At 53.0% G+C, this 26,002-nt stretch carries 14 protein-coding genes; 12 read left to right on the plus strand and 2 right to left on the minus strand.

All coding sequences use genetic code 11. From position 1 onward, the window contains the following. Positions 1 to 76: 76 nt before the first annotated feature. The 11 genes from dpdE (at position 77) to ABNT42_RS14040 (ending at position 21,179) form a co-directional block, all read left to right on the plus strand. On the plus strand, positions 77 to 3,373 hold the full coding sequence (gene dpdE / locus ABNT42_RS13990) for a protein DpdE (RefSeq protein WP_348697895.1): 3,297 nt from the start codon (positions 77 to 79) through the stop codon (positions 3,371 to 3,373). Next, positions 3,370 to 5,943, plus strand: a complete 2,574-nt coding sequence (gene dpdF / locus ABNT42_RS13995) for a protein DpdF (RefSeq protein WP_348697897.1) — start codon at positions 3,370 to 3,372, stop codon at positions 5,941 to 5,943. The genes dpdE and dpdF overlap by 4 nt, the downstream gene beginning before the upstream one ends. Further along, positions 5,940 to 6,836: a protein DpdG gene (gene dpdG, locus ABNT42_RS14000; protein WP_348697899.1), complete on the plus strand. Its 897-nt coding sequence runs from the start codon at positions 5,940 to 5,942 to the stop codon at positions 6,834 to 6,836. The genes dpdF and dpdG overlap by 4 nt, the downstream gene beginning before the upstream one ends. Continuing rightward, positions 6,833 to 9,961 carry a protein DpdH gene (gene dpdH / locus ABNT42_RS14005; RefSeq protein WP_348697900.1) on the plus strand — a complete coding sequence of 1,043 codons (3,129 nt, stop codon included), beginning with the start codon at positions 6,833 to 6,835 and terminating at the stop codon, positions 9,959 to 9,961. Before dpdG ends, dpdH begins: the two co-directional genes overlap by 4 nt. After that, positions 9,955 to 10,659 (plus strand): hypothetical protein, encoded by a 705-nt coding sequence (locus ABNT42_RS14010; RefSeq protein WP_348697901.1) that lies wholly within the window; start codon positions 9,955 to 9,957, stop codon positions 10,657 to 10,659. Before dpdH ends, ABNT42_RS14010 begins: the two co-directional genes overlap by 7 nt. Positions 10,660 to 10,671: 12 nt before the next feature. Next, positions 10,672 to 15,228 carry a protein DpdJ gene (dpdJ, locus tag ABNT42_RS14015; RefSeq protein WP_348697902.1) on the plus strand — a complete coding sequence of 1,519 codons (4,557 nt, stop codon included), beginning with the start codon at positions 10,672 to 10,674 and terminating at the stop codon, positions 15,226 to 15,228. After that, complete coding sequence (gene dpdK, locus ABNT42_RS14020) at positions 15,225 to 15,770, plus strand: phospholipase D-like domain-containing protein DpdK (RefSeq protein WP_348697904.1); 546 nt, start codon at positions 15,225 to 15,227, stop codon at positions 15,768 to 15,770. The genes dpdJ and dpdK overlap by 4 nt, the downstream gene beginning before the upstream one ends. Further along, positions 15,757 to 18,003, plus strand: a complete 2,247-nt coding sequence (dpdD, locus tag ABNT42_RS14025) for a protein DpdD (RefSeq protein ID WP_348697906.1) — start codon at positions 15,757 to 15,759, stop codon at positions 18,001 to 18,003. Before dpdK ends, dpdD begins: the two co-directional genes overlap by 14 nt. A 300-nt stretch (positions 18,004 to 18,303) precedes the next feature. After that, positions 18,304 to 19,113, plus strand: coding sequence for a hypothetical protein (locus ABNT42_RS14030; RefSeq protein ID WP_348697909.1), 810 nt, complete (start codon positions 18,304 to 18,306; stop codon positions 19,111 to 19,113). 18 nt (positions 19,114 to 19,131) lie between these two features. Further along, positions 19,132 to 20,307 (plus strand): DGQHR domain-containing protein, encoded by a 1,176-nt coding sequence (locus ABNT42_RS14035; protein ID WP_348697911.1) that lies wholly within the window; start codon positions 19,132 to 19,134, stop codon positions 20,305 to 20,307. Between the two features lie 467 nt (positions 20,308 to 20,774). Next, the gene (locus ABNT42_RS14040; RefSeq protein WP_348697913.1) at positions 20,775 to 21,179 is read left to right on the plus strand and encodes an SRPBCC domain-containing protein; all 405 of its coding nucleotides are present in this window, start codon (positions 20,775 to 20,777) and stop codon (positions 21,177 to 21,179) included. Positions 21,180 to 21,240: 61 nt separating this feature from the next. On the opposite strand, the gene ABNT42_RS14045 is transcribed toward ABNT42_RS14040, so the two are convergent. Then, complete coding sequence (locus ABNT42_RS14045; protein WP_348697914.1) at positions 21,241 to 22,620, minus strand: glycoside hydrolase family 88 protein; 1,380 nt, start codon at positions 22,618 to 22,620, stop codon at positions 21,241 to 21,243. 15 nt (positions 22,621 to 22,635) lie between these two features. Then, positions 22,636 to 24,474 (minus strand): glycoside hydrolase family 28 protein, encoded by a 1,839-nt coding sequence (locus tag ABNT42_RS14050; protein WP_348697916.1) that lies wholly within the window; start codon positions 24,472 to 24,474, stop codon positions 22,636 to 22,638. Positions 24,475 to 24,733: 259 nt separating this feature from the next. On the opposite strand from ABNT42_RS14050, the gene ABNT42_RS14055 reads away from it, so the two are divergent. Next, positions 24,734 to 25,939 (plus strand): DUF4861 family protein, encoded by a 1,206-nt coding sequence (locus ABNT42_RS14055; protein ID WP_348697917.1) that lies wholly within the window; start codon positions 24,734 to 24,736, stop codon positions 25,937 to 25,939. The last annotated feature ends 63 nt before the right edge of the window (positions 25,940 to 26,002 follow it).

Below are 26,002 nucleotides of genomic sequence, written 5' to 3' on the forward strand. Positions count from 1 at the left end.
TGCCCGACCCTTATTTCGCTGCGTCGTTAGCTGTACGCATATGCGGTTGCATTAATAGGAGTTGAAAGGATAAGGGATGTTTTGCGTGGTGAAAGGGCGCGAGCGCTTCGGTTTTGGTAAGTTGGTTGCTGTCGGTTCGGAATGTTTCGTTGAGTATTTTGATTCTCCTGCAGAAGGCGGGCTAGAGATCTGTCAGGTGCCTAAGGTGGCAATTGCGCCTGTTAAACTCGGTCGCAACACTAGGGTTTATGTTAGCCCAGAACTGGGAAGCAAATGGCGTGTCGGTCGTGTGCAAGAGGACGACGGTGAAGGCCTTTACGTCCGGTTCAGCCACAACGAAGAGAGCTATGTTCCCTATGCAGACGCATTTGTGCGTTGGAAGCGTCCGATTAACAACCCCGCACAATTTCTCGCCAGGTTCATCACCGAAACGCCGCAGTATGCTGAAGCACGTTCTGGCTTCATGCAAAATTACACTAACCAGCGCGGCGCCGCATTTGGTATCCAGTCTTTGCTGTCTTCTTCCGTTGAACTAAATCCACACCAAATTGACGTCGCCAGGCGCATCTTGAACGACCCTTCGCAACGCTACTTGCTTGCCGATGAAGTTGGGTTGGGCAAGACGATCGAGGCTGGTATTGTAATTCGACAGGCCGTACTTGATGATCCGCACCATCACATTGTGATTTTGGTACCCGAGGCGCTTGTGATTCAATGGCGCCACGAACTGGCGCAGCGTTTTGGACTGCGGGTCTATCTCGGCGAATCCGTACTTGTAATGCCGCAGGAACCCGGGGCGAGACAAGCCCAGGAGTTGGAGCGCGTCACTATGCTCGTTGTGGACGAAGCTCACCACGCCGCTGCGCCCACAAGTGACCCTAATAGTCGCAAGATGTACGAGATGCTGCGATGTGCGGCGCGGCGCGCCGAGCGCTTGTTGCTGTTGTCGGCGACACCGATCCTGCGCAACGAGGAAGGTTTTCTGCGCATGCTCCACTTGCTTGATCCAGTGGTTTACCCACTTGAGGACTTGGAAGGATTTAGGCGGAAGATCGCGCATCGCCAAGCGCTTGCCGAGGTGGTCGCGATGCTGGCCCCCAATAACGCCTTGTTTCTTGACGATCCCTTGGACGATCTCGCGGCACGTGTTCCCGATGACGAGCGCTTGCAACGGATGGTTAGCGACCTCAAGATCCGATTGTTAGACATGCCAGATGAGGACGACGAGGATCTCATCGTTGGGATCCAGCAACTGCGTGCGCATATCTCTGAAACATATCGGTTGAATCGACGGATTCTGCGTAACCGCCGCAAGCAAGTGACCGGTCTCACCCCTAATCGTAGCGGTGCTCAACGTAGCTTTGTCATGGACTCGCCGCTGTCGCGTCTTGAGTCTGCTCTCGAAGCTTGGCGGATTGCTGCCTGCGTTGCTTTAGGCAACGATTTGGCGCAGCAAGTTCAGGAGGTGCTATCGCGCTTTTACTGGGAATTTGTGTTGGCTTATCTCGAGAATCCTCGAGAGTTGTCGCAGTTGTGCGCAACTCGTCGTGCCTTACCCGCTTGGCCGAAAGGCCAAGCGTACGGGCGCTTTGAGGAGGAAGATGTTTTGCTTGAGCGCATCGCTCGAGTATGTGACAGCGAACGTTGGCTTGATTTGCGATGTGAAAAATTGATTGATTTCCTGCGGACTTTGCCGAATTCAGGGAAGGTTGTAGTGTTTTGCTCTAACTCCGAGATTGCTGATTTCGTGCAGCAACAAATTAAACGGGGACATATCAGCGTCGTGCGACACATGATCGAATTGGATGATGAGGACGAGATTGATAAGCCCGAGTCTTGGACGGCATTTCTTTCTGACCCATCCATAAACGTTCTAGTTTGCGATCGCAGCGCTGAGGAGGGATTGAATCTACAAGGCGGCAACAAGACGGTTATTCACTTCGACTTGCCGATAGAGCCAAATCGGATCGAACAACGCATGGGGCGAGTCGACCGCTATGGCGCTGGCAGTCAGATTCGCACCTTGTTGCTGCTTGACCAAGGCTCCCCTTTACAGCATGCCTGGGCCGACCTGTTGCAAGAGGGGTTGGGCATCTTTAATCAGTCGATCTCCAGCCTGCAATATCTCGTTGAAGACGAACTGGGGAAATTAAGGGCGAGTCTATTTGCCGGTGGAACTGAGGCATTGCACGAGTTGACTGCGCAATTAAGGGGGCCGAACGGTCTCGTAGCTTGCGAATTTAAATTGATTGACCAACAAGACGCATTGGATGAATTGTCGCCGGTGCCCGAGACAGAACTTGATCAGTTGTTTGAGGTCGATGACGATTGGCGGAACATCCGTGAGGCGATGCTGTACTGGATTTCGGACACATTGTTATTTAGCGCTGTTCCGATGAACAGAAATGGTGCCGCGAGTGGGATTGAGCAGCCATTGCGCTTTCATTATCATCCGCCCGACTCGAATAGTAGGGCCACCCTAATTCCAATGGCCGGTTTCCTAGATGATTTTTTAGGGGCTATCGACTACGAGGCTCCCGGCAGTCGTGCCCGTGAACCACAATCCTTCCCCCACATGGCGCATCGGACCAGCGCGGTCAAGCGTAGCGTGCAACCGCTTCGTTATGGCGACGAATTTGTCGAGGCTATTCGTGCGTTCTCGGATCTGGATGATCGAGGCCGCAGTTATGCGATGTGGCGCCAACTGGATAGTGGTTTGGCGCCAAATCAATTCAAGATGTGCTTCCGTTTTGACTTCCTGATCCAAGCTCGCCTGGAAAAGGCTGAGGCAGTACTGCGCAGTATGCGCAGTAAAGATAGTGAGGCCGCTAGTGCCGTTCTGAGTCGCCGCGGTGATACGTTGCTCGCTCCGTTCATCGTTCGAATTTGGTTGGACGAAGAGGGCGATGAGATTCCTACCGAACTCGTGGATGAGGTACTCTCTATGAGCTATGCAAAGGATGGCGGTGCGGGATACATCGACAAAAATCTAGGGGGGGAGCACTTCCGGGCGCTCAAGCGCTTTGCACCCGATAACTTCGGTAATTGGCATGCGCTCTGTTTGCGTATGCATGAACGGGCGCGATCCTTGGTACTTGAACGCCCGGAGCTGGCTGAGCGTAAAAGCGCTGCGATCTTACGCGCACGTTCGGAAGACGAGGTGCGCCACGCGCAATGGCGTAGTCGCATCCATTCCTTGACGGGCATGGAGGCACAGTCGGAAATTGCTCAATTCGAGTTGGAACAGCGACTTAATTCCGCCTTATATGAGGGGATCACCAACCCTGAACTCAAGTCTGACGTGGCCGGTGTCGTATTCCTTTCCGATTTGCCAGTTTCCATTCTCGACGGTTTGTCAGGGACGGAAGCATGACGTTTGATTTCATTGGTCTCCAAGCGCTTATTCGAGACTGGGATGGCAATTCTGAGATTTTTGAAGGTGATTTTCAAGACGGAATTTACGAACGCCTTTGCCAGATCCTGCTAATGGCTCGTCAGCAACAAACAATGGCTTTGTTGTGTGCGGATCTGCAACCTCTGGTCCGTCATTGCTTGCTGGCCGAGAGTGCACGTACTGAACAGACAGAGGTTTTGTGGGTGCCGGCGACGAGTGGTTGGCCGAGCGCGCAAGATTGGGCGATGCACTCGGTGCAGGCTATGCCCACGAAAGACGGTGCATTCGTCATCTCCGCGCAGGAGTGGGATCCAAGTTGGCTGAGCAGCGCTTCTGGCGGTGTATTTCATGATGCTTTCACCGACAAGAGGGTGCGTACCGAGGGAGCATGTCCTGCCGATCCGTTCATTACGGACGCTACAGGTTTCACTACCTATTCGTCACAGGGGCAGCGGGATGCTGTGCGCGCCGTATTTCTTATGCGGCAAGGGGAAACCTTATTGGTGAATCTGCCGACAGGGTCAGGGAAAAGTTTAGTTGGACAAGCGCCAGCCTTGGTTCGTAAACTCGCAGGAGCCCTTACTATTTTTGTTGTACCCACCGTGGCGCTGGCGCTCGACCAAGAGCGCGCTATGCGCGCTTTTATTCAAAAGGCAGAGGGAGTCAGCAAGGAATGGCCATTGGCTTGGCATAGCGGTTTGGATGACGTCAGACGTGCTGAAATTCGTACACGTTTGCGCGATGGTACACAACGTATACTGTTCACTTCCCCAGAGGCCTTGACTACCTCGCTTCTGAGCGCCGTGACCGAAGCGGCGCATGCCGGTATGCTTCAATACCTTGTGATCGACGAAGCGCACCTTGTCACTGGTTGGGGCGACGCCTTTCGCCCAGCCTTCCAATTGCTGGCCGGCCTGCGCCACGGATTGTTGCAGGTTTCGCCACGCGGCTTTCGTACTGTTTTGTTGAGTGCGACCTATACCCAAGAGACAATCGAGACTTTGGCTACATTGTTTGGACCGGTCGATAAAGTGCAGATGGTGTCTGCCGTTCACTTACGGCCCGAGCCCCAATACTGGTTTTACTACGCCTCGGATTCGAATGAAAAGCAGGAACGAGTTCTCGAGGCTCTACGGCATGCACCGCGCCCTTTTATTTTGTATGTCACTACGCGTGCCGAAATCCGTCATTGGGAACATGTCCTCAAAAATATCGCAGGCTTGCGACGCTTGGCCTGTTTTGACGGTTCAACGGCGACGCGAGAGCGCGCCGTGATTATCAAGGACTGGGTTGACAATCGCCTCGACGGAATCGTTGCGACTTCGGCGTTCGGAGTTGGTATCGATAAGGGCGATGTCCGTACCGTAATCCATGCCACTATCCCTGAAACATTGGACCGGTATTACCAAGAAGTGGGGCGTGGCGGACGCGACGGTCGGCCTTGCGTATCCTTACTTGTGTATGAAGACCGTGATTGGACACTGCCTGAACGCCTAGCCCGACCAGCGATTATCTCGGAGGAACTTGGTATCAGTCGTTGGAAGGCCATGTTCGACACACGTCGCCATACTGGTCAGGAAGACGTCTATGAAATTGATATCGAGGCGCGTCACTCTAAATTGCGCAGTTCCAGCGAATACAACGTCGACTGGAATATGCGGACCTTAATTTTGATGGTTCGAGCTGGCTTGATTGCGCTTGATGTTGGAGTAATTGAGGGCGTGTCGCCTACTGCCTACCCGGAACACGATGAGGCATCATCTTTGTTGTCTGCGCTGGCAAAGATCCGCGTTCGGATTCTGGACGGTGGCCACCTGCGGCAAGAGGTTTGGCAAAAACGAGTTGCTGATTCGCGTAGTACCACATTGCAGGCGTCCGATCGTAACTTAAGCTTAATGCGGGGTCTGCTTAAAGGAAACTGCGAGGTAGGTAAAACTCTGGCTGAACTTTATCGTGTCAATAGCGGCCCTTGGCCCGTATCAGTGACTCGGGTATGCGGTGGTTGCCCCCAAGACCGGTTTGATTCTGCGGTGCGACGTCGTTATCGCATGCCGACGCCGATCCATATAAAGAACGTCGACAGCGCCGAATTTAGTGAATGGATACGTTGTTTTCCGTGGGTCGACCCAACCTTTGTTTACGTATTTTATGAGGACGATCGCCCGGCCGTTGACGTTTCCCGCGATTTGGTCCGCTTCGTCAATTGGTTGGTCCAGGAGTGCGGTGTGCGTGAGGTCGTCACATCTGAGCAAGGTCCACTCGCACGGTTGCCGGAGTGGCGGCGACTGTATCGTCGTTCCGCGGAGGGGATTGTACTACATCGGCGGTTAGGTGAACTCGAGCCTTATACGCCGCTCGCGCGGGTGACGGTGCTCGACGCTGAATCAGCCGCCAGCATGCTCGACAAGATGGAATCGCTAGAGAGGCCTTACCACATAGTGCTTTTGCCTCGTAGCCAACCAGATCCGAGCAATCCTTTACGAAAACTGGCAGATATCATCGAACACGCCGCCTTCCTTCAACAGTTGCTACCAATTATTAGCCAATGACAATCTTAAATCGTGAAAGTGATGGTATGCATGGGCAAGTCATCGCTCTTGCTGCTGTGGCCGCAAAATACGGACCAATTGATAAAACCGAGTTGCTTACGGCCTGTTCGGTGCATGGAAATATGGGGCGACTGCGCGCCGCTCTCGCGCGTTGGCTAGAATTTGGCCTTTTCACTGAGGAGAGTGGGAAGATCAAGCTCAATATCGAGCGTAAGCGTGGGGCGCCGCTTGAGGCGGTGCTCGATACCTTGCCAACTATATGTCGTCGTTTGGTGCTGCAAGAGCAGCATTGTCTACCTCTGACGGTGACAGGTGAAGCGATCACCGAGAAAGGCGGCGGTCGCGCGGCCGATTTCGCAAGAGGCTTGTCTTGGGCGCTCGCTCAAGATATCTATAATTTGCCAGACAGCGCTAAAGGCATTGAAGCCCTGGAGGGGCCGCAGGTGAACGGTGATCTAGCGATCTTCCAAAATGACACGCGTTGGCCGGGCCTGCGGCCATGGGCTCGCTATTTAGGATTTGCTACTGGCGAGAAGGACTTTTTGTTTGACCCAACCGAAGCCGTGCGCAGCGAATTGTCGACGATACTAGGCGTAGGGGAGTCGATGGCTGCGACGGTATTCCTTGATGAGTTGAGCGACAAGATTCCTGTTCTGGATGGCGGCACTTACCGTCAAGAAGTGGAGGCCAACTTGCGCCAGGAAACTTGGCGTAAGCCTGCGGAAGGTCATCTGTCGATGTCCTTGTCTATCGCCCTGCGCCGCCTCGAATTGAACGGCAGTATTGCATTAGAAACAAAGTCCGACTCCGGCAGTGTCGTCAAGCTAACGGGACGAAATTACCGTACATGGACTTCGTTTACTCATGTGCGTATGAGCGGAGGGCGAGCATGAACCTGATGAAATATTGGCCGGCTAAAGACGCCGTAAACGACTGCATTAAGCCGGAGGCGGAAGGCGCACACGATGCTGTGTTGTTGGCCGTCCACCAGCCTTCGCCGCTCAGCTATCGGATCGAGAACGGTCCTAATGTAGCCGCTACGGAAGATGAGTTGTACAGCTATTTCACGACGCCGGACGTGCCTATGGGCGTTCACGTGATGCCGATTACTGGTGCTTCAGGTGTCGGTAAGTCGCATATGGTGCGCATTCTAGCGGCGCGCTTGCAGGCAGACGATCTCGAAGGCAAGTATGTAGTCATTCGCATTCCGAAGAGTGCGAGCTTGCGAACTGTTGTCGAACTCATCCTTGAACCGCTACCAGACGAGCGATACGCGAACGTCAAGGACGAGTTTGCGAAAGCAATGACCGGCGTTGACATTGCTGATGCCACTATTAGTTTTCAGGGACAACTTGAGATCGCGCTTAAGGCGATGGCAAGTGAACTGCGTCTGCAAGCTAAGGCTAATCCAAGCAATAGTGTACTTAGACAGCGGCTTGGTCACGCTGAAAAGTTGGCGCGCTTCATGGGGGACCCAATTGTGGTCGAACACTTCCGTGAGCAAGTGTTCCCGCGCATTGTAAAACGTGCTATTGCCGGCCAGGACGGATCGCAGCAGGTGGATTCGGTTGAAGATTTTACCGTCGCTGATCTTGAATTGCCGGAGTCGATCGAATTAGGTAAGGCAGCTGAGTCGACTCAGAGCTACTATGAATCCGTTCTACTTACCAATAACAGAGTAGGCATGAAAGTTGCCGTTGATGTGCTCAATGGTAAGGTCGTCGATCAAGCCGTGCGCCAACTCTTTAAGCTGCACGAAGCGATCGGCGGCATGACGTTGCAGGATGTAATCCTGGAAATTCGCCGTTTGCTTCTCATCGACAATCGTGAATTGGTGATCCTTGTGGAAGACTTCAAGGCGCTTACCGGAATTCAAGAGACTTTGTTGAACGTGCTGATCCAAGAAGGAGTCCGTGACAACGAGCGTAAGTATGCAACTATGCGCTCGGCGATTGCAGTCACCGACGGCTATCTGGCCGGTCAGGACACGATTGCGACTCGCGCTAAGCGCCAATGGGTCGTTGAGAGTGATTTGAACAGCGAAGAGGAGGTTTTACAGCGGACTAAGCGTCTGGTAGCTTCTTATCTTAATGCCGCTCGTTGGGGTTTTGAAGAATTGGTTCGCCGGTACAAACAGCGCGGCCCTGATTGGTCGAGTCATCGAGCGTGGATCGAGCCTTTTATCGATGAGGAAACCACTGATGCCGACTTGTCGGCGTTTGGGGACATCGACGGTATTCCCTTATTTCCATTTACTGAGTTAGCCATTGAACGACTTGCTCGCTCAGCCTTGCTGCGGGCCGGAACGCTGGTCTTTACCCCGCGTTTCGTAATCGACCATGTTCTGCGTAATCTGCTTTTGATTGGCCGCGATGCCTATGCAAACCAGCAGTTTCCCCCACCGAGTCTGCTCGCGCCAGCACCATCGGCAGAAGTGGCCGAATGGCTCTCCACACTGCCCGTATCCGCTGATCATCGCCAGAGATATGCCCGCCTGGTGACAATTTGGGGCGATTCGCCGGCGACGCGCGCCGAATTAGGACGTATTCCCTCGCAGGTCTATCATGCGTTTGGTTTGGAGTCGCCCGGCATCCCTGCATTACCAACTAGAAGTACGTCAGTTCCCAAAGTGACCTCTGCTGATGTACGGCGCTCGGAAGCGATGAACACGGGTACGGACGTCATTCGAACGACAACTCCAGTTGCACGTCCAGAAGACAAGTTAGTTGCGGACCTGCGTCTTACTCTCGAAAACTGGGTGCAAAACGACGTTCGCCTCGAACAAGGTGTCGCGAATGTAATTCGCAAAGCGCTTGAAAGCGCGATTAGTGATCGCATTGACTGGAACGCAGAGCGATGCTCGAGTTTTGCTTTGGGGGCTAACAAAATTTCGATCCCAAACGCTGCCGGCGAGATTACTTTGTCTTCCGATGCGATAAAAATCGCGCCAGACCACCATGATCTGGATGGTCGACTTCGCACCGAGCTTATTGCTTTGGTTAGATACTATCAGTTCTATAAACGAAAAGCCGATTATGAGGATGTGGATGATGATCTGGCGCGTATTGCCAATCTCGTACAACGCCTAATGCCACAAGCGCTGGCGACCATCCGCAATCTAGTTAAAGCGCGAGCACAACTGGTTACTAGACTTTTAAGTACGAACAGTCGCTTACTTGGAGTTCTTGAGCGTGGACAAACGCCACTTGGACTATCGGATTTCCTATTTGCCGAACCCAAGTTGCCAAGCGCTTTACCGGTAGAGGTAGCGCAAGCTTTCCATGATTGGCGTCAACTTCAGCAAGAGGCGCTTGACATCCGGATGAAACTCACCGACCTCTTATTGGATTACAGTGGCTGCTTCCAAAATGATGGTCGCATAGCTTACGGCGTCGATATCACCCGTCTACTTGAAGGCCCTCCGGCGGAGGTGGATACAATGGCCCTTGAGAGCTTAGGCGACATTGATTCGAGCTTCACCAACGTATTGCGCCAGATGCGCGAGACGACCCTAAACGGCCGCGCTAGACGTGTGCTTACCGAAGCGCGGCGTCTGCAGCAGATTTTACAGGATGAATTGGGCGATACTTTCGATAAAAACCAAGTCGTTTATGCTCTCAAGGAGCTCGTCGATAGCATGGCTGGTCATTGGTCAAATGAGCAGATGGGGATGAGCAGCGCCGCGTTTAAACGACTAAGCGAAGAGTTCCGTGACAGCGCCCTAAAGGAAGCGCAGGCAACGTTACAATTGGCTGAGATGCAATCAAATGAGGATAAAGTTGATGGCAAGGGCCTCAGTAGGATCGCGCAACTGGATATCAACCCATTGATCGTAGCGCACCGTTTTGTACTAACGGCACGGAAATTGGTCAATGTTGTCAAAGTGCGGGCCAATACTTTGCATGGGGCGACGAAAGAAATCGATGTAGAAGCTGCTGGCAACGCGATCCGTAGCACGTTCGAAGATTTGCTCGGTGATATGGATGTATTAGAAGCGGAAGGAGAGCAGGAATGCTAATAACAGACGCTAAAGCCGCACTTGAGCGCTTGCTGCTCGCACAAGACGCACAGGCCAACGTTGAGGAGGTCCGTAGCTTAATAGACCTGCATAAATCGCTGGTCGACAAACAACTCAAACTGCACGCTGTGGCGGCGCGTAGCTCGATGCTGCGTAAGGCTGGTGTGCCGCTTTCGGACAGGCTAGATTTTCATTCTGCACGCAAACTTATCGCGCAATTGCTTGACCGCTTTAATGCGCGACCGAAAGCCAGTACGCTCACCCAGGGCAAACATTTGAGCGGACTTTTCGAAGCTTTGGAGGCAGCTATTGCAACATTGGAGATTACTCTGCGCCGAGATTGGAGCCAGTATTTCGCTGGCCAATTGTTCGCAGGGCTACCTCCTGAACGGCGCCGCATTGGGCTCGCACAAACCCCGGACAATAAAATCGCTCTCGATACATACACTAGGTCGTACGAGAAATTCGCTCGCTATCGAAACACGGTCCCTGCTAGCAAGGAAGTGATAGACGAAGTACATGCGTTATCCCAAGAACTTGGGCGGATAACGTTCGAAGAAAACTTACCGGAGTCTGTGGAGGCTTTCGTCAATTCAATCAATAATGGTGCAAGTCTGCGCTTGTTAACTCCGGAGGTTCTCGACTGGCTAAGTAAGCAAGATCTCCTTGATAGTTATGTGGTGCGTGCGCGCGTCTAATAGGAAAAAATAGTGGATCAAGGCGAACAGTTGTTATTGAGAGTGCTCGACCAAATAGAGCAAGGTGAAGCACGCTTGCTGACGTGGGGCATCGTAGATGGCGTCCTTGCGCAGAGTGAGATTAACGCGTTAATCGAACCAATCCTTGATGAGGCGATAGACAACGGCTTCGATGCATTTTTGGATCCGTATGAGGTCATCGAGGTTATGCTCAGGCGGTGCTGGGTAGCTCAGGTTGAACGCGAGGATGGATCGATTGCATATCGATCGCGTATGGCCGAGACTGTTCGCCTGTTGCAACGATTACGCCAATTATTTCCCAAACATGCTGGCCCATCCGCCTGGCAGCAAGCCCCTACTCTCGTTGCAGACTTCCGCTTCCTCCGGCGACGCCGTGAGTATCCGCGGCGCGATCTTGCCGCACACCAAGCGTTGCAGGAATTGCGCGAGGTGACTTCAAACGAGGCGGTGCTCACCGCAGCAGAAGCACTGCTAATCCCGTTTGGTAAGCCTTTAACTTTGTCTGGGTTTCAACTCCGTGCCGCACTGCGGATCTTGGGTGCCATCGAACAAGATCTCGCCCTTAGCACCATTGTCTGCGCTGGTACTGGTAGTGGCAAAACTTTGGCGTTCTATTTGCCAGCGTTAGCTTCGATCGCGCGTCACCTGATGATGGCGGCAAGCGACGGTCCATGGGTTAAGGCAGTGGCCCTTTATCCGCGTACGGAATTGTTAAAAGATCAGTTGCGCGACGTGCTAATGCGCTCAATAGCGCTTGCGCAAGTATTGCCGCCGGCCGCCCGGGTGAATATTCGCGTTGGCGCGTTATATGGCGATATCCCTTCGTCTGCGCGCTTTTGCGATTGGCCTATGCGCGGCGGCGATTGCGTATGTCCAGTTGTATCTTGTCTTAAATGTTCCGGCGAACTACGTTGGCTCGAAGCGGATCGTAGTACTGGACGTGAGCGTTTAATTTGCGCCAACTGTACGTACGAACTCGATGGCGAGATATTTCCATTAACCCGTCAAGCGATCAAAAAGCGTCCTCCAGATCTGCTGTTTACGACCACTGAGATGCTTAATCAGCGCATGGCGGATAACAGCATGGCGCACTTGTTTGGTATTGGACCATCGGCAATTCGTCCACCTGAATTAGTATTGATGGACGAAGTCCACACGTATGATGGGAGACACGGTGCTCAAGTCGCTTACCTAATGCGGCGCTGGCAACGCATGCTCAATTGCGAATTACGCTTCGTAGGCTTATCGGCTACTCTGCGCGAAGCCAGTGAGTTCTTCGCCACCCTCACAGGAAGTCGACACAAACTGGTGGAAGAGATCTCGCCGCGGCCAACTGAGATTGAGTCGGAAGGCGCCGAGTATCTAATCGCACTACGCGGTGATCCAGTTTCGCGCACCGCTCTGCTGTCGACCACAATTCAGACCACAATGCTGCTCCAGCGCAGCTTGGATCCCTTGGTTACAACTAGAAATTCTGTTAGCCACGGCGCGTTCGGGCGTAAGACATTTGTATTCACCGACAATCTCGACGTTATTAACCGTCTGTACTTCGACTTACTCAGCGCAGAAGGCCGGAACAGTTCCGGTGCCCCTGATACACGGAGCGCCCCCAACGGCGGCTTAGCGCTGTTGCGTGCCAGAGGCAACTCACAACTGCGCTATGCGAACGGGCAGGACTGGCGCTTCGCCGAGGCGATCCGACCCGATAGTTTGCGAGAGCGACTTTCAATCAAACGCGTCAGTTCCCAAGACCGGGGCGTAGACCCAGAAGCCGAGGTGGTCGTCGCGACCGCTGTCTTGGAGGTTGGCTTTGACGACCCATGGGTTGGTGCGGTCGTTCAGCACAAAGCGCCGCGCGGGATGGCAAGCTTCCTGCAGCGCAAGGGGCGCGCCGGACGTACTCGTGGGATGCGCCCTTGGACTACCGTAGTTCTGTCTGATTACGGTCGTGATCGCGCGGCGTATCAGTCCTACGACCTGTTGTTTGACCCTGAGTTACCAGTACGTACGTTGCCACTATCAAACCGCCACCTGACCCGCATGCAGGCAGTCTACGCGACGTTGGATTATCTCGGTGGTCGCTTGCAAGATGCGCCAGTTGGCAGCGTTTGGACGGATCTCAGTGGTCCCGTGACAGATAAGTTGCGCCGTAAGCATTTGCTGCAAGAATTACGCAATATTCTCGAATCCGAGAATGCAACCGCACGCTTAACCCATTATTTGCAACAGGCACTCCGCCTCAAAGCCGAGGATATTACTTCGCTCCTTTGGGAATTTCCACGTCCGTTGATGACAATGGTGTTGCCGACCGCTTTACGTAGGATCGACTCAAACTGGCAGGCACATGGTGAGACCAACATGGACTATGCGATTGCCAATAATCCTTTACCTGAATTTGTGCCTGGTAACTTGTTTGCAGACCTAAGTTTAGCGGAAGTGGAGATTCGCTTAACTGGCACCCACGCAAATAATCTACGCGATCGGCGAGTAATGTCCGTGTTTTCAGCCTTGCGAGAGTTCGCGCCAGGGCGCGTTAGTCGCCGGTATGGTATTCGGCATCGAGGTGAACGCCATTGGCTGCTGCCAGCACCAGAGATGCAAACAGCCGCCAACATTGTTTCTGGCGCGACGTACCTAGAGATTAACCGGATTGGCTCGCATGTTTCGATTGGGCAGTTTCAGATACACGATGGCGAGAAGGTTTGTACCTTGCCGGTATGGCGCCCCGTGGCTTTGCTACCGACCGAACCGCCAAGCAGCGTAAAAGATTCTTCCAATGCGTCGCTTCACTGGCATAGCCAATTTGTCGCATGCGCCGAACCGGTTTGGCTGCGACCACCCGAAGGGGGCGTATGGCGCGACCTGGTCGAGCGGTTGGGTTTCTTTACGCACGCGCGCCACGCGCCACTTGAAGTGCGTCGTTTTGCTGTGGGTGCCAGCGCCGAGATTGGTGTCGGTCAAGAGCGTATTCGGGTTGATACAGAATTCTCCATGGACGGCGCACGTACCGGCTTGGGCGCAAGTTTTTTGGCGGATGCCGTACTAATCCAATTGCGCGTACCCGATCGGTTGTGGACGCGCGATGGGGATGGCACCGAAACGAAATGGCGCGCTCTACGGACAACGCGATTTTTGGATACCGCCTGGCGAGGTCATTCCCTGGCGATGGTACCAAGTCCCTTCATGCGTGAATGGCTTGCACAAATCTTTCTGTCGGCGGTTACTTTCGATGCTATCGATGGAAACGTTGGGCTTGAGGCTGCTGCCCAGCGCTTGATCACTGGCACGGCTAGCATTTCGCTGCTCGATGTTCTTCGCTTCCTGTTCCACTCGAACCTTGTCGAAGCACACGGCGATGAGGCCGAGGACGTTCCGCAAGATCGTTTGCGAGAAGACTTGGAAGTCTGTTTGCAACGTGGCGACGTCCTTGATGAACTCCTACGCATGGCGATTGTATTGTGGGAGGAGGTTAATGAAGAATGGGAGCCTTGGTTACGCGGCGTGTACCGGGCGACTTGCGCATCGGCATTGCTGCGGTCAATAACAGACTTGTGCCCGACTATTGATGCTGACGATCTGCACGTTGATTTGGGACGTGGCCCGATCGATTCCGCGTGTGCAGTAGGGGTGCACAATGGCTGTGAGGAGGTTTGGATTAGCGAACGTGGTCCGGGCGGTAGCGGCCTCATTGAGGAATTCATGCGCCGCTACGCCGAAGACCCAAGGCGCTTCTTCTCAATAGTGCGTGCCAACTTGCAGATGGGCGAGTTTGAGTTGATCGACCATCAACTGCAATCACTTGTTGATTGTTTGGCAAACAATACTGATTCAGCACTAAGCGAGCAAGTGCGGGCGTTTCGCGGCGCCCGTAGCCAGCGCGAGTTGTCAGGGCGAATTCGCCAGATCCGCGTGGAAATGGTTAAAGCGGGATTTGCACCTTTCCATGGTTTTTTAGCATCGATGGGGAACCGCGTTATCCGCTATGGTTCAGGGCCGGCTAGTGACCAGTACCTTAGCAATGCCCTTAAGCGCTGGAACGCACTTGAGGCGACGTTAGGGATTGAAATCGATTTGCGAGTGATGAGTTATTTCCTCAGTCAATCTAGCGACATCGACCGAGTTATCCCAGAATTGAGCGCCGCCGTCTCCGGTGACCGCCGGGTATGGCGGATGAGTACGGTGTACGGCCTGCTCTGGGCGCGGGGGCGCGCCGTCAGGCAATCGGGTCTCGAAGTGCGCAATCCTTTCTGCGAGTTGCCTCCAGTGGAACGCTTGCTTGTCGCAGACGTTTTGGTCGACGATCGTTTACGGGTCTCGGTGCTTGATGCCGACTGGTTATCGATTGCTGCCGAGCAACTTGCGCGGGGGCAGTTAGTAACGCTTGTCTGCCCTGAGACGCGGCGCGATTGTCTCGGCTTGGCATTAAATGTCTTGATTACCAATCCGATTGATGCAGGTTACATTCGAGCTTATGCACGCCTTCAAGGGGTTCGCCAAAATGGCGGCCATATTGAGGCCGATATCGAACTCATAGAGGCTACACAGTGAAGCAGTTATATCGACGCATTTTTAAGACCCAAGCGACCGGCGTCGTCACTATCCAAGAACTTTTGCAGACGATGTTCGTTGCCGAGTTGCTCATCTCGAAGAAGGAATTATGGCTCGTCTCTCCTTGGATTAGCAATGTCATCTTGATCGACAATCGTTCTGGCAACTTCGATGCTTTAAACCCGGAGTGGGGCCGCCGTGAGGTCCGGTTGGTGGACGTCCTGGTGGCGCTCATGACTCGTGGCACCGTGGTTCGCATAGTTACCCGCAACGACGAGACCAATCGGCCTTTTATCAACAAAATGCGAGAAGTGGCCGAACAGTTGGCTCTGGAAGACCAATTGTCGATCACGTTGCGTGAGAAATTGCATACCAAGGGGGTGCTGCTTTCAAACAGCCTATTAATGGGTTCGATGAACTTGACCTACAACGGCATGGAAATCAATGACGAATGGATTGAATTTTCGCTGGACTTGGAAGATTTGGCCCGCACAAAACTGGAATTCGAACAATATTTAAGGAGTGCACATGCGGGGCATTGAGGCGGTTGAACTCTCGTGGTTAGAGCGGTTTTTCTCTAGCCCCAATGCCTTGACGTGGGAGGCCTTTTGCGACCGTTCAGTTGCGCCTGTTTGGCTTACATACGTCACGCCCTGGTTAGAGTTGTTCATCCAGCGTGCGGATCGTGTGCCCATTGTGCTTCCGGTGTTTAACGAGCAGGGACCGTATATGTGGTATGCGTGCGCAGCGGACGCCCATCAGGCGGCGGCTCTGGGTGAAGAGCTATACAGTTTTATTGGACCGAGTTACAGTGATTCTCTAGGCCGCCCTCACCACTGCGACCCAGATCACCCTATTGAAGCGGCATTATTGAAACGCTTTGGGGAACATGTGTACTGTATCGTGCCTCGGGACGAACCGGCGCGTTTGGATATCCCGCGGAGACTAAACTTGTACTTTGGGCTGTTGCGTCGCCGTCCACCCATCCCTGACCGCACTCAGCAGCCTTTTGGCAAGATTCGCGCGGATTTCGACCGAGCTTTGTTGGCTGGGAACGAAGCCTCCGCTTCGCAGTTGCTAGAGTCGTTGCATGCCACCGGGCGTGTCAATGCAGAGCAGCGCAAGTTTCTTGAGATTCGACAGTTCGCTGGTTTGGGGCGTCAACAAGAATTGGCCCACAACACATCGCTACTCAAAGCGGTGATGGAATTGGCGTTGCCACCGCAAACCATTGCTGACTTGATCGGTGCGCTCTACGAGACTTTTGTAGGCTCTATTGAAAGTTTGTCGGCAGAAGAAATAGCTGTAGTTTTCAAACGGCAGATAGGCCAGCACTACGGTCCTCTGTTTAAGGAACGTAAAGGCCTGCGCCAGCCCAGTGTGTTGAAGGCTTTCTTCCTGTACGAAGTAACGCGCGACGAGCCTGACAGGACGCGTCTAAGTGTGATTGAGTCGGCATATCCAGACGAACCCCAAGGCAAGCTACTACTACAGCAATGGCGCGAACGACTTTTGCCATTAGACAAACCCGCGTCGGTAGAACCTGATCAATTAGCGGCGGCAGGTCAGGCAATTCTGGATGACGAATTTGATACCGCTGCAAGGCTCTTCCTGCAGATGTTGCCGGCGCTTTCGGCCTACAGCGGTTTGCTGCGCTGCTTCTCCCAGTTGGACGACCCTAATCTTATCGTGGCCGTGCGTAGTCAACTATCCGCTTTGCCAGTAACACTTTTGGAACAACTAAGTGAGCGTGATCGCAAGCGACTTGCATCTTTAAGTTCACCTGCACTTGAGTCAACGTCAGCGCCAAATTGGCTGGCATGGGCACGGGATGTTGCCGCGCATCGCTACGCCGGTAGAGATCTAGTCGTTCTCAACGATTCAGTACCTAAGTGGACCATCGAGGATTACATCGATGACCCCGTTAAGTGTCAAGACCTCGCTGTGATTGTTACCAGTGCGGATGGTAAGGCTGATATTGTCTTCCGGCATGCGTTCGCTCCTTTTGTCGAGTTTTTCGTCAATCGCACCGCAAATTCTGTACGCGGCTTCGTGCCGCTGTACTCAATGCTCATAAAGATGGTGGCGTGGAATGGTGGCGCCTCAACGGACGAGCTTGAATTGGTGGCTGCACTGTCGTTTAACTTCCTAGGGGCAGTACCAGATAAACAAACCTATACAGATACGGTGGATGACCTCGGCGAGATTCTTGCCGCGAACCGCTCTGTTACGCAAATCGACTGGGCACTCAATATTGCCGAACTCCTTGCGATCCACCCAACTCCTGACTCTGAAACACGGTTGCGCTTTTTTATGGCGGTGCTCGACCTGCTGAATGCCAATGGTCACCGCATCAGTGTTGCACAGCGCCGCTTGCTTCAATTGCTTGCGCATGACTACGGTTGCGAGAATCTACTAGTTGGGTTGTCAGAGCCTGCATTGTCTGAAACTAGCCAGTTCTCAACATTCGAAGGACTCATCGCACTCTACACGCTTACCGAACCAGCTGCGCAGCGTGCACGCGAGGTCCTGCGTAGTATTACGCCTAACGCCGAAATCGAGATTGTCGCAGATACAGTCGCTACCAACCGTCTGCGTCATTTGTCTTCCAAAGCCGATGTGTTTGTTTTTGCTTGGCGCAGTAGTAAACACCAAGCCTATTATTGCGTAAAAGAAAACCGCGGCGATCGCTTGTTGAGTATGCCCCTTGGCAAAGGTGCCGCAAGTATAGTCCAGGCTGCCTTGGTAGCGATTGAGGCGCTTTTACCTAACTAATTACACGAAGGATGCAAACTTTGGATTTATCAATAAGTAGGTGAGTTCGTCGCAGAAGCTGAATGATTTGCCGGAAGCTACGATTCTTCTCCAACATAATCCATTTGATTTACGTTTTATTTCCATAGTAGAATATTTCCATGTCTTTTTGTAAATGTATGGTAAATTTAGATAACGCTTCGATTCATAGGCCTTCTGATATAACTGGAAGATCTTGCAGAAATATGACTCGTTGATGAATTCAATATTTTTATCAAAATTTTCTTGATTCATGTCTTTTATTTTAGATATATATGTCTGATGAAACCAGCCACAAGTGGTGAAAAGCTCTATTTTTTAATACGAGATGTTGTTCTTATTGCGAATGACGCGTCAGGGCTAGATTGGCCCACTGTTAATGAATTCTTAGCTGAGGTAGCAGGCACCGAACGTTTCGCTTTTTATGTGCGGGGGGCAATAGCCATTCATGCTATGAGAAGACTTCTTCGTTATTGGGCGGAAGAAAAGCAGCAGCTAAACGACGAAAGTCAATACATTAAAAAAGCAAAAAAAATAATTGGATCAGAAGTCTTTCCCTGGTTAAGTGATGATTTAAAAGGAAGGTTAGCACGACATTTAATTGCTGCATCTGATTCTTCGTTCCGGTCGATATCTCCAACTGTGCGCAAGAATGTTATTGGCTTACGTGGAACTGCGAACTGCTATTTATGTGATAAGCAGATTTTTGATGATCGATCTGATCAAGATCCAGATTTATTAACCTTGGAACATTTGTGGCCTCAATCAATGGGCGGAGATAGTATTGAAGCAAATCTGGTTCCTGCGTGCCCTGCGTGTCAAAATGACACTAAAGATACATTATCATGGGAATGGTTGAATATTCATAATTTAGTCTTGCCTCCAGAGCCAACAGAGCAGGCTTTGAAGTCTATTTCCAGAAAGACTCGCGTTGCTAAACATTTTGAGCATGCAATCAAAATTGCAACTGAAGAGAAAATTACATTGAAAAATGCTCTACTAAGAATAGGCCCTCGGCAACAGGAGCTTAGTTACGTTAAAACTGGGATGCCGGTTACATTTTTCGATTTAAAGACTGTGACTGATTTCTAAAATTTAATTAATATATATATGTCTGACGATAAAATTCAAAATTTAGACGCGTTAAATGACCTTTCTGCAGAAAACTTTAATTACGACGCACACTTTTTTAGGCAGCGTGGCAATTTCGGTCCTAGTTGTGTCTTATTTTTCGCCCCCGTTAAAGAAGTGTTGAAGTGGGCAAATGTTGATGCCTTAGGTCACAAAAATAGTGGACATCAACGCGAAAGAAAGGAAGCTCGTGTCGAAGCAATAGCTAAGTTTCTTCGTTCTGATACATCTAATACAATTCCGTCAGCAGTGATTGTTGCATTCTCAGTAGGTGCGACGAAATTCAATGCATCCACGCAAAATGGGAAAGGGGAGTGTGGAATTCTTGAGATAGTCGGTGACAAGAACTCTGGCTCTATTGTTGATGGACAGCACCGTATATATGGTATTTATGAATTTGATCCTAATATGAGCGTACCTATTGTGGGTATTTTGGATTCGGATCCGGTTGAAAGAGCATTCCAGTTTTTGGTGATTAATAATAAATCGAGCAAAGTGCCGGCTACCCATACCAAGGCTCTTTTGGCTGAAATGAAGGGAACAAAACTAGCTGAGCGCTTAAAGGGTGCGCGTGTTGCCTTTGATGCTGAGGGAATCAATGATATCGATTTGGTAAATTCTGACCTCGATAGCCCATTTTATGAAACAATTGATTGGACAAAAACGCCTTCGGACAAGCGTATGGTACCAGCGACGGCAATTGAACTTTCACTTGATTATCTTGGTGGGCTTGGTTTAAGCGAGTTTGATGACCGGGATGTTCGTCGAAGTGTCTTTTTAACAGTGTGGAAAAGTATTCGATTTTCTTACTCGGACTATTGGGTTAAGGAATCCCGACTGATCTCAAAGGTCGGCATTGTTTGCTTGACGCGTTTTATTATTGATCGAATCACTAATTGGGCAGATAGCGATGATTTAGATATAAATATCACAGATTTGGATGTTATTGAGTCTCAAACCAATAAAATTATTAAACACATGGATCCACGTTTTTGGATCACACCTTGGGCTGAAAAGGCACATGGTGGCTTCGACACAAATCAAGGACGTGATCGAGTTTTATTGGCGATCACGCAACTCTACCGCAACGGGAAAAGAGATTTACCTTGGTATTCAGAAATAGATATTATTGATCGTGCCTTGGCTGCAAAGTGATCTTGAGCAGTTGCGGTACTGATGAGTAAATTCAGGCTGTAAATTTGGGGCAAATTTGGGGCAATGGAAGCGCGTTTTAGCGCATTTCAGCGCGCATATTCAGTCAAGCTCTGCAACACCGTGCCTTTACTGACGGTTGCTGAGCTAATCTGACGTCGCTAAAAAAACAGATTCGAAACTTGCACTTCCCACCAAGAATTTATACAAAGCCTGCGTTAATCGCAGGCTTCTTTTATTCTTACAACAACCGTCCTCTAAGCACCTAGCTAATGACAGAACATGCGGCGCAAGTGCTGCCGCCGCATTCCAGACTGGATTGCCAAAGCCCGGCTATATCCCCGCATAATAGTTGCCCCCTCCTAATTCGTACGTATCGATGCCGCGTAGTATAGAACCCGACGTGATGGGCGCTAGCTGCTTGCCTGTACAGGGTAGAATAGCTGCACGCTAACGCTGGAGCCCGAGATATGAAAATTACTGTAGAGACTACCATCGCTGCGCCGCTGCCGACCATCTGGCAAGCGTGGACGACACCGCAGGACATCGTGCAGTGGAACACCGCATCGCCAGACTGGCATACCACGGCTGCGCAAGTGGAATTGCGGGTGGGAGGGAGCTTTTCCTCGCGCATGGAGGCCAAAGACGGGAGCCACGGTTTTGATTTTGCCGGTACCTATACCCGTATCGAGCCACAACGCCTGATTGAGTGCCAGTTTGGCGATCGCTTCTTGCTCGTGGAATTCTTGCCCGGCGCGGATGGCGTAACGGTGCGCGAGACGTTTGATGCGGAAACCGTGTATCCGGTCGAGCAGCAGCAGGCTGGGTGGCAGTCCATACTCGACAATTTCCGCCGTTACGTAACGGGCCGTTAGCTCATCTCTTTAGCCTGACCACGGCCGTGGTCAGGCGATTCAGTTGCTGCTCCGCTGCGGCTCAGTGCTCGCGGTAGTCGGTTTTGCTGCCCTTGTCCATGTAGTGATAGGTGCGGACTTTGTACTCGATCGCGATCTTGGGATTTTGCAGTAAGCGTATCATTTCCGCGCCAGCCAGTAGCATAGGACCGTAACCATGCAGTGCGTGGACGCTGGTAGGGCGGTTGTAGTAGTAGGCCTGATCGTTGGCGTAGGTGGTGCCCACGCAAGTTCCTTCCACCTGTCCTTCGGCATTGATCTTGGCCGCAAGCCCGTTCCAGCCCGCCTGGGCAATGGAACCATAGCTACTCGGCGGTATCCAGCCTTCGTTGATGGCGTGCGCAATCACATAGGTGAACATGGCGCTGGCCGAGGTTTCCAGATAGGAGTCCGGTCGATCCAGCATCTGGTGCCATAAGCCCGCACCCGACTGTAATTCGGCGATGGCTTTCAGGGAGACGCGCAACTGTGCCAGCACCTTGGGGTAGCCAGGGTGGTTCTTGGGCAGGACGTCCAGCAGATCCGACATTGCCAGCACTATCCAGCCATTGGCGCGTGCCCAGTAGAAGCGTGGCGCATCGGCATGATCCTTGTTCCAGCCATGCTGGTAGATGCCTTTCTGGGCATCGAACAGGTATTTCGCCATATTCAGCGCGTTGAGCACCGCATCATCGTAGCGGCCCGCTTCCGCCAGTGCCGGGATGCCCATGTAAGCGTCGTCACCCCATAGCGACCATGCCTGAGGGCGGTTACGGGCCAGCGTACCATCGGCCAGTCGAACTTGCTTATTGGCTACCCAGTCGCTGCACTTGGCGATATTGGCTGATAGATCGGGGCCGATCTGATTTTTGCGTGCACGCATCATGGCGGCACACATGGAGCCCGCATCGTCCAGCGCTCGGGGATCGAGCTGACGGGCAAAGCTGTTGTTGCGCTCCAGTTTGAACAGCGCTTCCTGCTTGGCGAAATAGGGCTGCACGGTCTTGATAAAATTCAGGTGACGCTCAGTCATGGCCGCATAGCTGGCGTCGCCCGTAATCTGGCGCGCTTTGATCAGGCCCGAATGCACCACGCCCATTTCATATACCAGTATGCCGAAATCGCCTTGCGCGGGCGCGATGATGGCTTGCGCAGTCGGCGTGCTCAGGTCGGTGATTTCCTGTCCCGTCTTTTTATCGATCACGCGGGTCGGCGTGACTTTGTCCATATAGCTGCGGATACGCTGCAAGGCTGCGTTAATCTCGTTCACCTGTGGCAGCTTGTAGGGGATGGGATAGCTGCCTTCGCCTACATCGTTGCTATTTTTGTTGTCGGGATTACGGTAAGGGCCTTCGGCGCGGGAGGCACCTAGCGCCAGCAGCAAGGCCACGCCCAGCGCGATACGGTTAGCTTGTAATTTCACATTGTCCTCGTTGATTTAGGCTGACAGGTTGGCGTCGTGGCGCTGGCCGCCGATGTGGACGTTTTCCAGTTTGAGTCCCTCCACGTTGTACAGGTAGATCGGCTGCTCGGCGTGGACCGGATTGCCGAAGTCGCAATCCTTGATGGTGACACGGCGCACGGGCAGCACGGCCGGCATGGGCTGTGCACCGTTATAGTCGGACGCCACGGGGCCTAAAATCACGATGGCCTGATAGCACGAGCCGTTTTTGCCGCCTTTGCTGATATTGCCTACTTTGACGTTGGAGATATGCACATCCGAGACTTGTGGCGGACGGATCCGCACCGTATCTGCCGTGGGCGTGTAGTCGCAATCAAAGGTAACGACCGCACCTGCCGCTGTGGCGACCGTGCGTGAGGCGATAGGTGAACCGGGCAGCGAGGCATAGAACGAGGGGCTAATCTGCACACCATTGGGAATGCTGATGTTCTTCAGGTAGAAATGGCGCAGGTAGCCACCACGGTTCATATTGGTCTTCAGGCGGATCGCCGTATTCAGCGGATTGTCCTGCCAGTGAGCGTTCTCGAATACCAGATCGCGGGCGAACACGTTCTCGATTCCGCCCGCCATTTCCGAACCCAGCGTAACAGCGCCATGGCCGCTTTGCATGATGCAGTTCTGGATCACGATATTCTGCGAAGGGCCAAACTGGGTGTCGCGATTCTTGCCGGCTTTAATCGCGATGCAGTCGTCGCCCGTGTCAAAGGTACACTGGTCCACCAGCACGTGGTCACAACCTTCCGGGTCAAAGCCGTCACTGTTGGGCCCCAGACTTTCAGCATGGACTTTGCGGATCACCAGATTACGGCAATGTACGGGGTGGTGCTGCCAGAATGGCGTGTTGATGACGTGGTAGCCTTCCAGCAGCACATTGGTGCAGCCCACCAGATGGATCATCGATGGACGCAGGTAGTGGCCCTTGCCGAAGACGCGCTGATGCAGTGGCACATTGGCTTCGGATAAGGCGGGCAGGTAATTCTCGTCGTGGCTCCATTTGCTGCCGCTACCTTCGATCAGCTTGCGCTCATCCTCCGTCAGCCATGGTGCTACCTGTGCCAGCGGCCGGTTGAGAGGATTTGGGGTGACTTGCGATAGCTGGCCGGCACGTGTGCCGGGCACGGTATTCTGCGAAACTGCGTTGATGGTGCGATTCTTACCCTTCCACGACCACCAGCATTCGCCTTCCCGATCGAATGGCATGCCACCCTGGCCATCGAGCACGGCACTCCAGTCTTCACCGGTCAGCGCGATGTTGTGCTCGTTATAGGCATAGATCATCGACGAGTAATTCAGGCAATCGTTGCTCTGCCAGCGCGACAGCGTCAGCTTGCCGTTGGCGCCGCAGTCATGATCACCATACTTGGCATAGTGTTCCGGTTTCTGCGAGAAGAAGATGTGCGCACCGGACTTGAGGTGCAGGTGCACATTCGAGCGCAGCACGATGGGGCCGGCGCAATACCAGTTGCCTTTAGGGATGATGACGCGACCACCGCCAGCTTTGCTGCACGCTTCGATCGCTGCTTTGAAGGCGGCGTAGCAGTCGTGCGCACCCTCTACCGGCGTGGCTAGCAGTTCCTGATCATCGTGCGACGCCCATGCCTGTACTTTGCGGGTCTGGCAGGTGGCAGCACCGTAGGTGATGACGCTAAAGTCACGCTGCGGGAAGCGCAAAGGTCGCTGCAACCGGGCGACGATGGCATCTGCCACCAGCCAAGGGTCACCTGACAGGCCGGCACTGGCGGGCAGGGCATAGGCAGCGCTGGCACTGGCTACACCTTTGAGTAGATGGCGGCGGGAAATCGCGGTCTTGAACATAGGTCTCCTAAGTTGTTCTGGTAGTCGGGAACCTGCTTGCTGCGCTATTTTTTGAGGCGAGGCAGTACGCTGCTGCCGCAAGAGTGGTTGGAGCAATTCTAAAGCGGTCAGGCCAAATGTGCAATCTGGACTAGCCAAATTGATGTCTTTGAGCCATACTAAGTTCACTAAAACATAACCCCGCTGGTGCCGGATAGGACTGGATCAGGGTTGGCCCGTAGCGCTTAAAGCTGCATCTATCTTTACCTTGGAGTGAGCAATGCGTCGCATCTTATTTATGTTGTCTGCTTTACCGCTGTGTGCGCTAGGCGCAGAACGGCTTTCCATCACGGCTAGTCACGCGCTCGACGCGGCGCGGCCAGCGGAGACGATCTCTGTGCCCTGGTCGGCCGTGGCGCATGCCTTGCCGGGCGCGCGCCTGCAACAACTGGTGGTGAAAGACGGTCAGGGCCGTGCGCTGGCCTATCAGGTGACCAATGTGGCGCCGCTAATTAAAGATCCCAAGAACACTGGCGCCGCCTACGGTGAATTGCTATTCCAGTATTCGTTTGCACAGGGTGAGCGTAGTGCCCGTTTCAGCGTAGAAAAGATAGATGATGTGGCGCCCGTGTTCCCCGTCAAAGCCTATGGCCGCTATGTGCAGGAACGGCTGGATGACTTTGCTTGGGAGAACGATCTGGTTGCGCACCGCATGTATGGTCCTGCGCTCGCGGCTACTGTGCCCGGTTCGAACAAGGAAGTGCTGGTGACCAGTGGCATCGATGTCTGGTTCAAACGGGTGTCATACCCCATCATCGACCGCTGGTACAACAAAGGCCATGACCATTACCACGTCGATGAAGGCGAGGGGATGGATATGTACAGCGTCGGCACGTCACGCGGCCTCGGTGGCACGGGTGTCTGGGACGGTCAGCGTCTGAATGTCAGCCGCAACTATGCAAGCTGGAAGGTGCTGGCTAACGGACCGGTGCGGGTGGTGTTCGAAGTTACTTATGATACGTGGGATGGCGGTGGTTTCCCGGTGGCGGAAACCAAGCGGATTGCGCTCGATGCGGGCCAGCAGTTCAACCGCGTTACCAGTACTTTCACCTCCAGCGTACGCCCTGAGTTGCAGGTGGCTGTAGGATTGGGCAAGGCCACCAGCGACAAGGGCCAGGATCCCAGGATCACGCTGCGTAGGGATAGCGATAACCATGCAGTGTTGCTATGGTTTGAACAAAAGACCAAGGGCGAATACGGTAGTATGATCGCGCTGCCTTCGGTGCCCGTCAGCTTCGCCGAGGATGACAAGAATCAGCTGCTACTGGCGCATGTGAAGTCGGGCGAGCCGCTGCATTATCTGTCAGGGGCGGCGTGGAATAAGGCCGCGCCTTATCAAAGCATGGCAGACTGGCAAGCGGCCGCGGCCGCATTCATTGCGCGTGAACGTAACCCATTGCAGATTAGTACGGAAGCGCAGCACTGATCCGTGCTTGTCAGCCCGCCAGACAAGCGCGCCCTGCGCTGCCTGGCGGGTTAGTTACTGATT

Origin of the sequence: Duganella fentianensis, assembly GCF_964031615.1 — a bacterium.
Classification (GTDB): Bacteria; Pseudomonadota; Gammaproteobacteria; order Burkholderiales; family Burkholderiaceae_D; genus Rugamonas; species Rugamonas fentianensis_A.

Coding starts and splice junctions, on each gene's coding strand:
- dpdE (WP_348697895.1), top strand. CDS start 77: ATGTTTTGCGTGGTGAAAGGGCGCGAGCGCTTCGGTTTTGGTAAGTTG.
- dpdF (WP_348697897.1), top strand. CDS start 3,370: ATGACGTTTGATTTCATTGGTCTCCAAGCGCTTATTCGAGACTGGGAT.
- dpdG (WP_348697899.1), top strand. CDS start 5,940: ATGACAATCTTAAATCGTGAAAGTGATGGTATGCATGGGCAAGTCATC.
- dpdH (WP_348697900.1), top strand. CDS start 6,833: ATGAACCTGATGAAATATTGGCCGGCTAAAGACGCCGTAAACGACTGC.
- ABNT42_RS14010 (WP_348697901.1), top strand. CDS start 9,955: ATGCTAATAACAGACGCTAAAGCCGCACTTGAGCGCTTGCTGCTCGCA.
- dpdD (WP_348697906.1), top strand. CDS start 15,757: ATGCGGGGCATTGAGGCGGTTGAACTCTCGTGGTTAGAGCGGTTTTTC.
- ABNT42_RS14030 (WP_348697909.1), top strand. CDS start 18,304: ATGAAACCAGCCACAAGTGGTGAAAAGCTCTATTTTTTAATACGAGAT.
- ABNT42_RS14035 (WP_348697911.1), top strand. CDS start 19,132: ATGTCTGACGATAAAATTCAAAATTTAGACGCGTTAAATGACCTTTCT.
- ABNT42_RS14040 (WP_348697913.1), top strand. CDS start 20,775: ATGAAAATTACTGTAGAGACTACCATCGCTGCGCCGCTGCCGACCATC.
- ABNT42_RS14050 (WP_348697916.1), bottom strand. CDS start 24,474: ATGTTCAAGACCGCGATTTCCCGCCGCCATCTACTCAAAGGTGTAGCC.
- ABNT42_RS14055 (WP_348697917.1), top strand. CDS start 24,734: ATGCGTCGCATCTTATTTATGTTGTCTGCTTTACCGCTGTGTGCGCTA.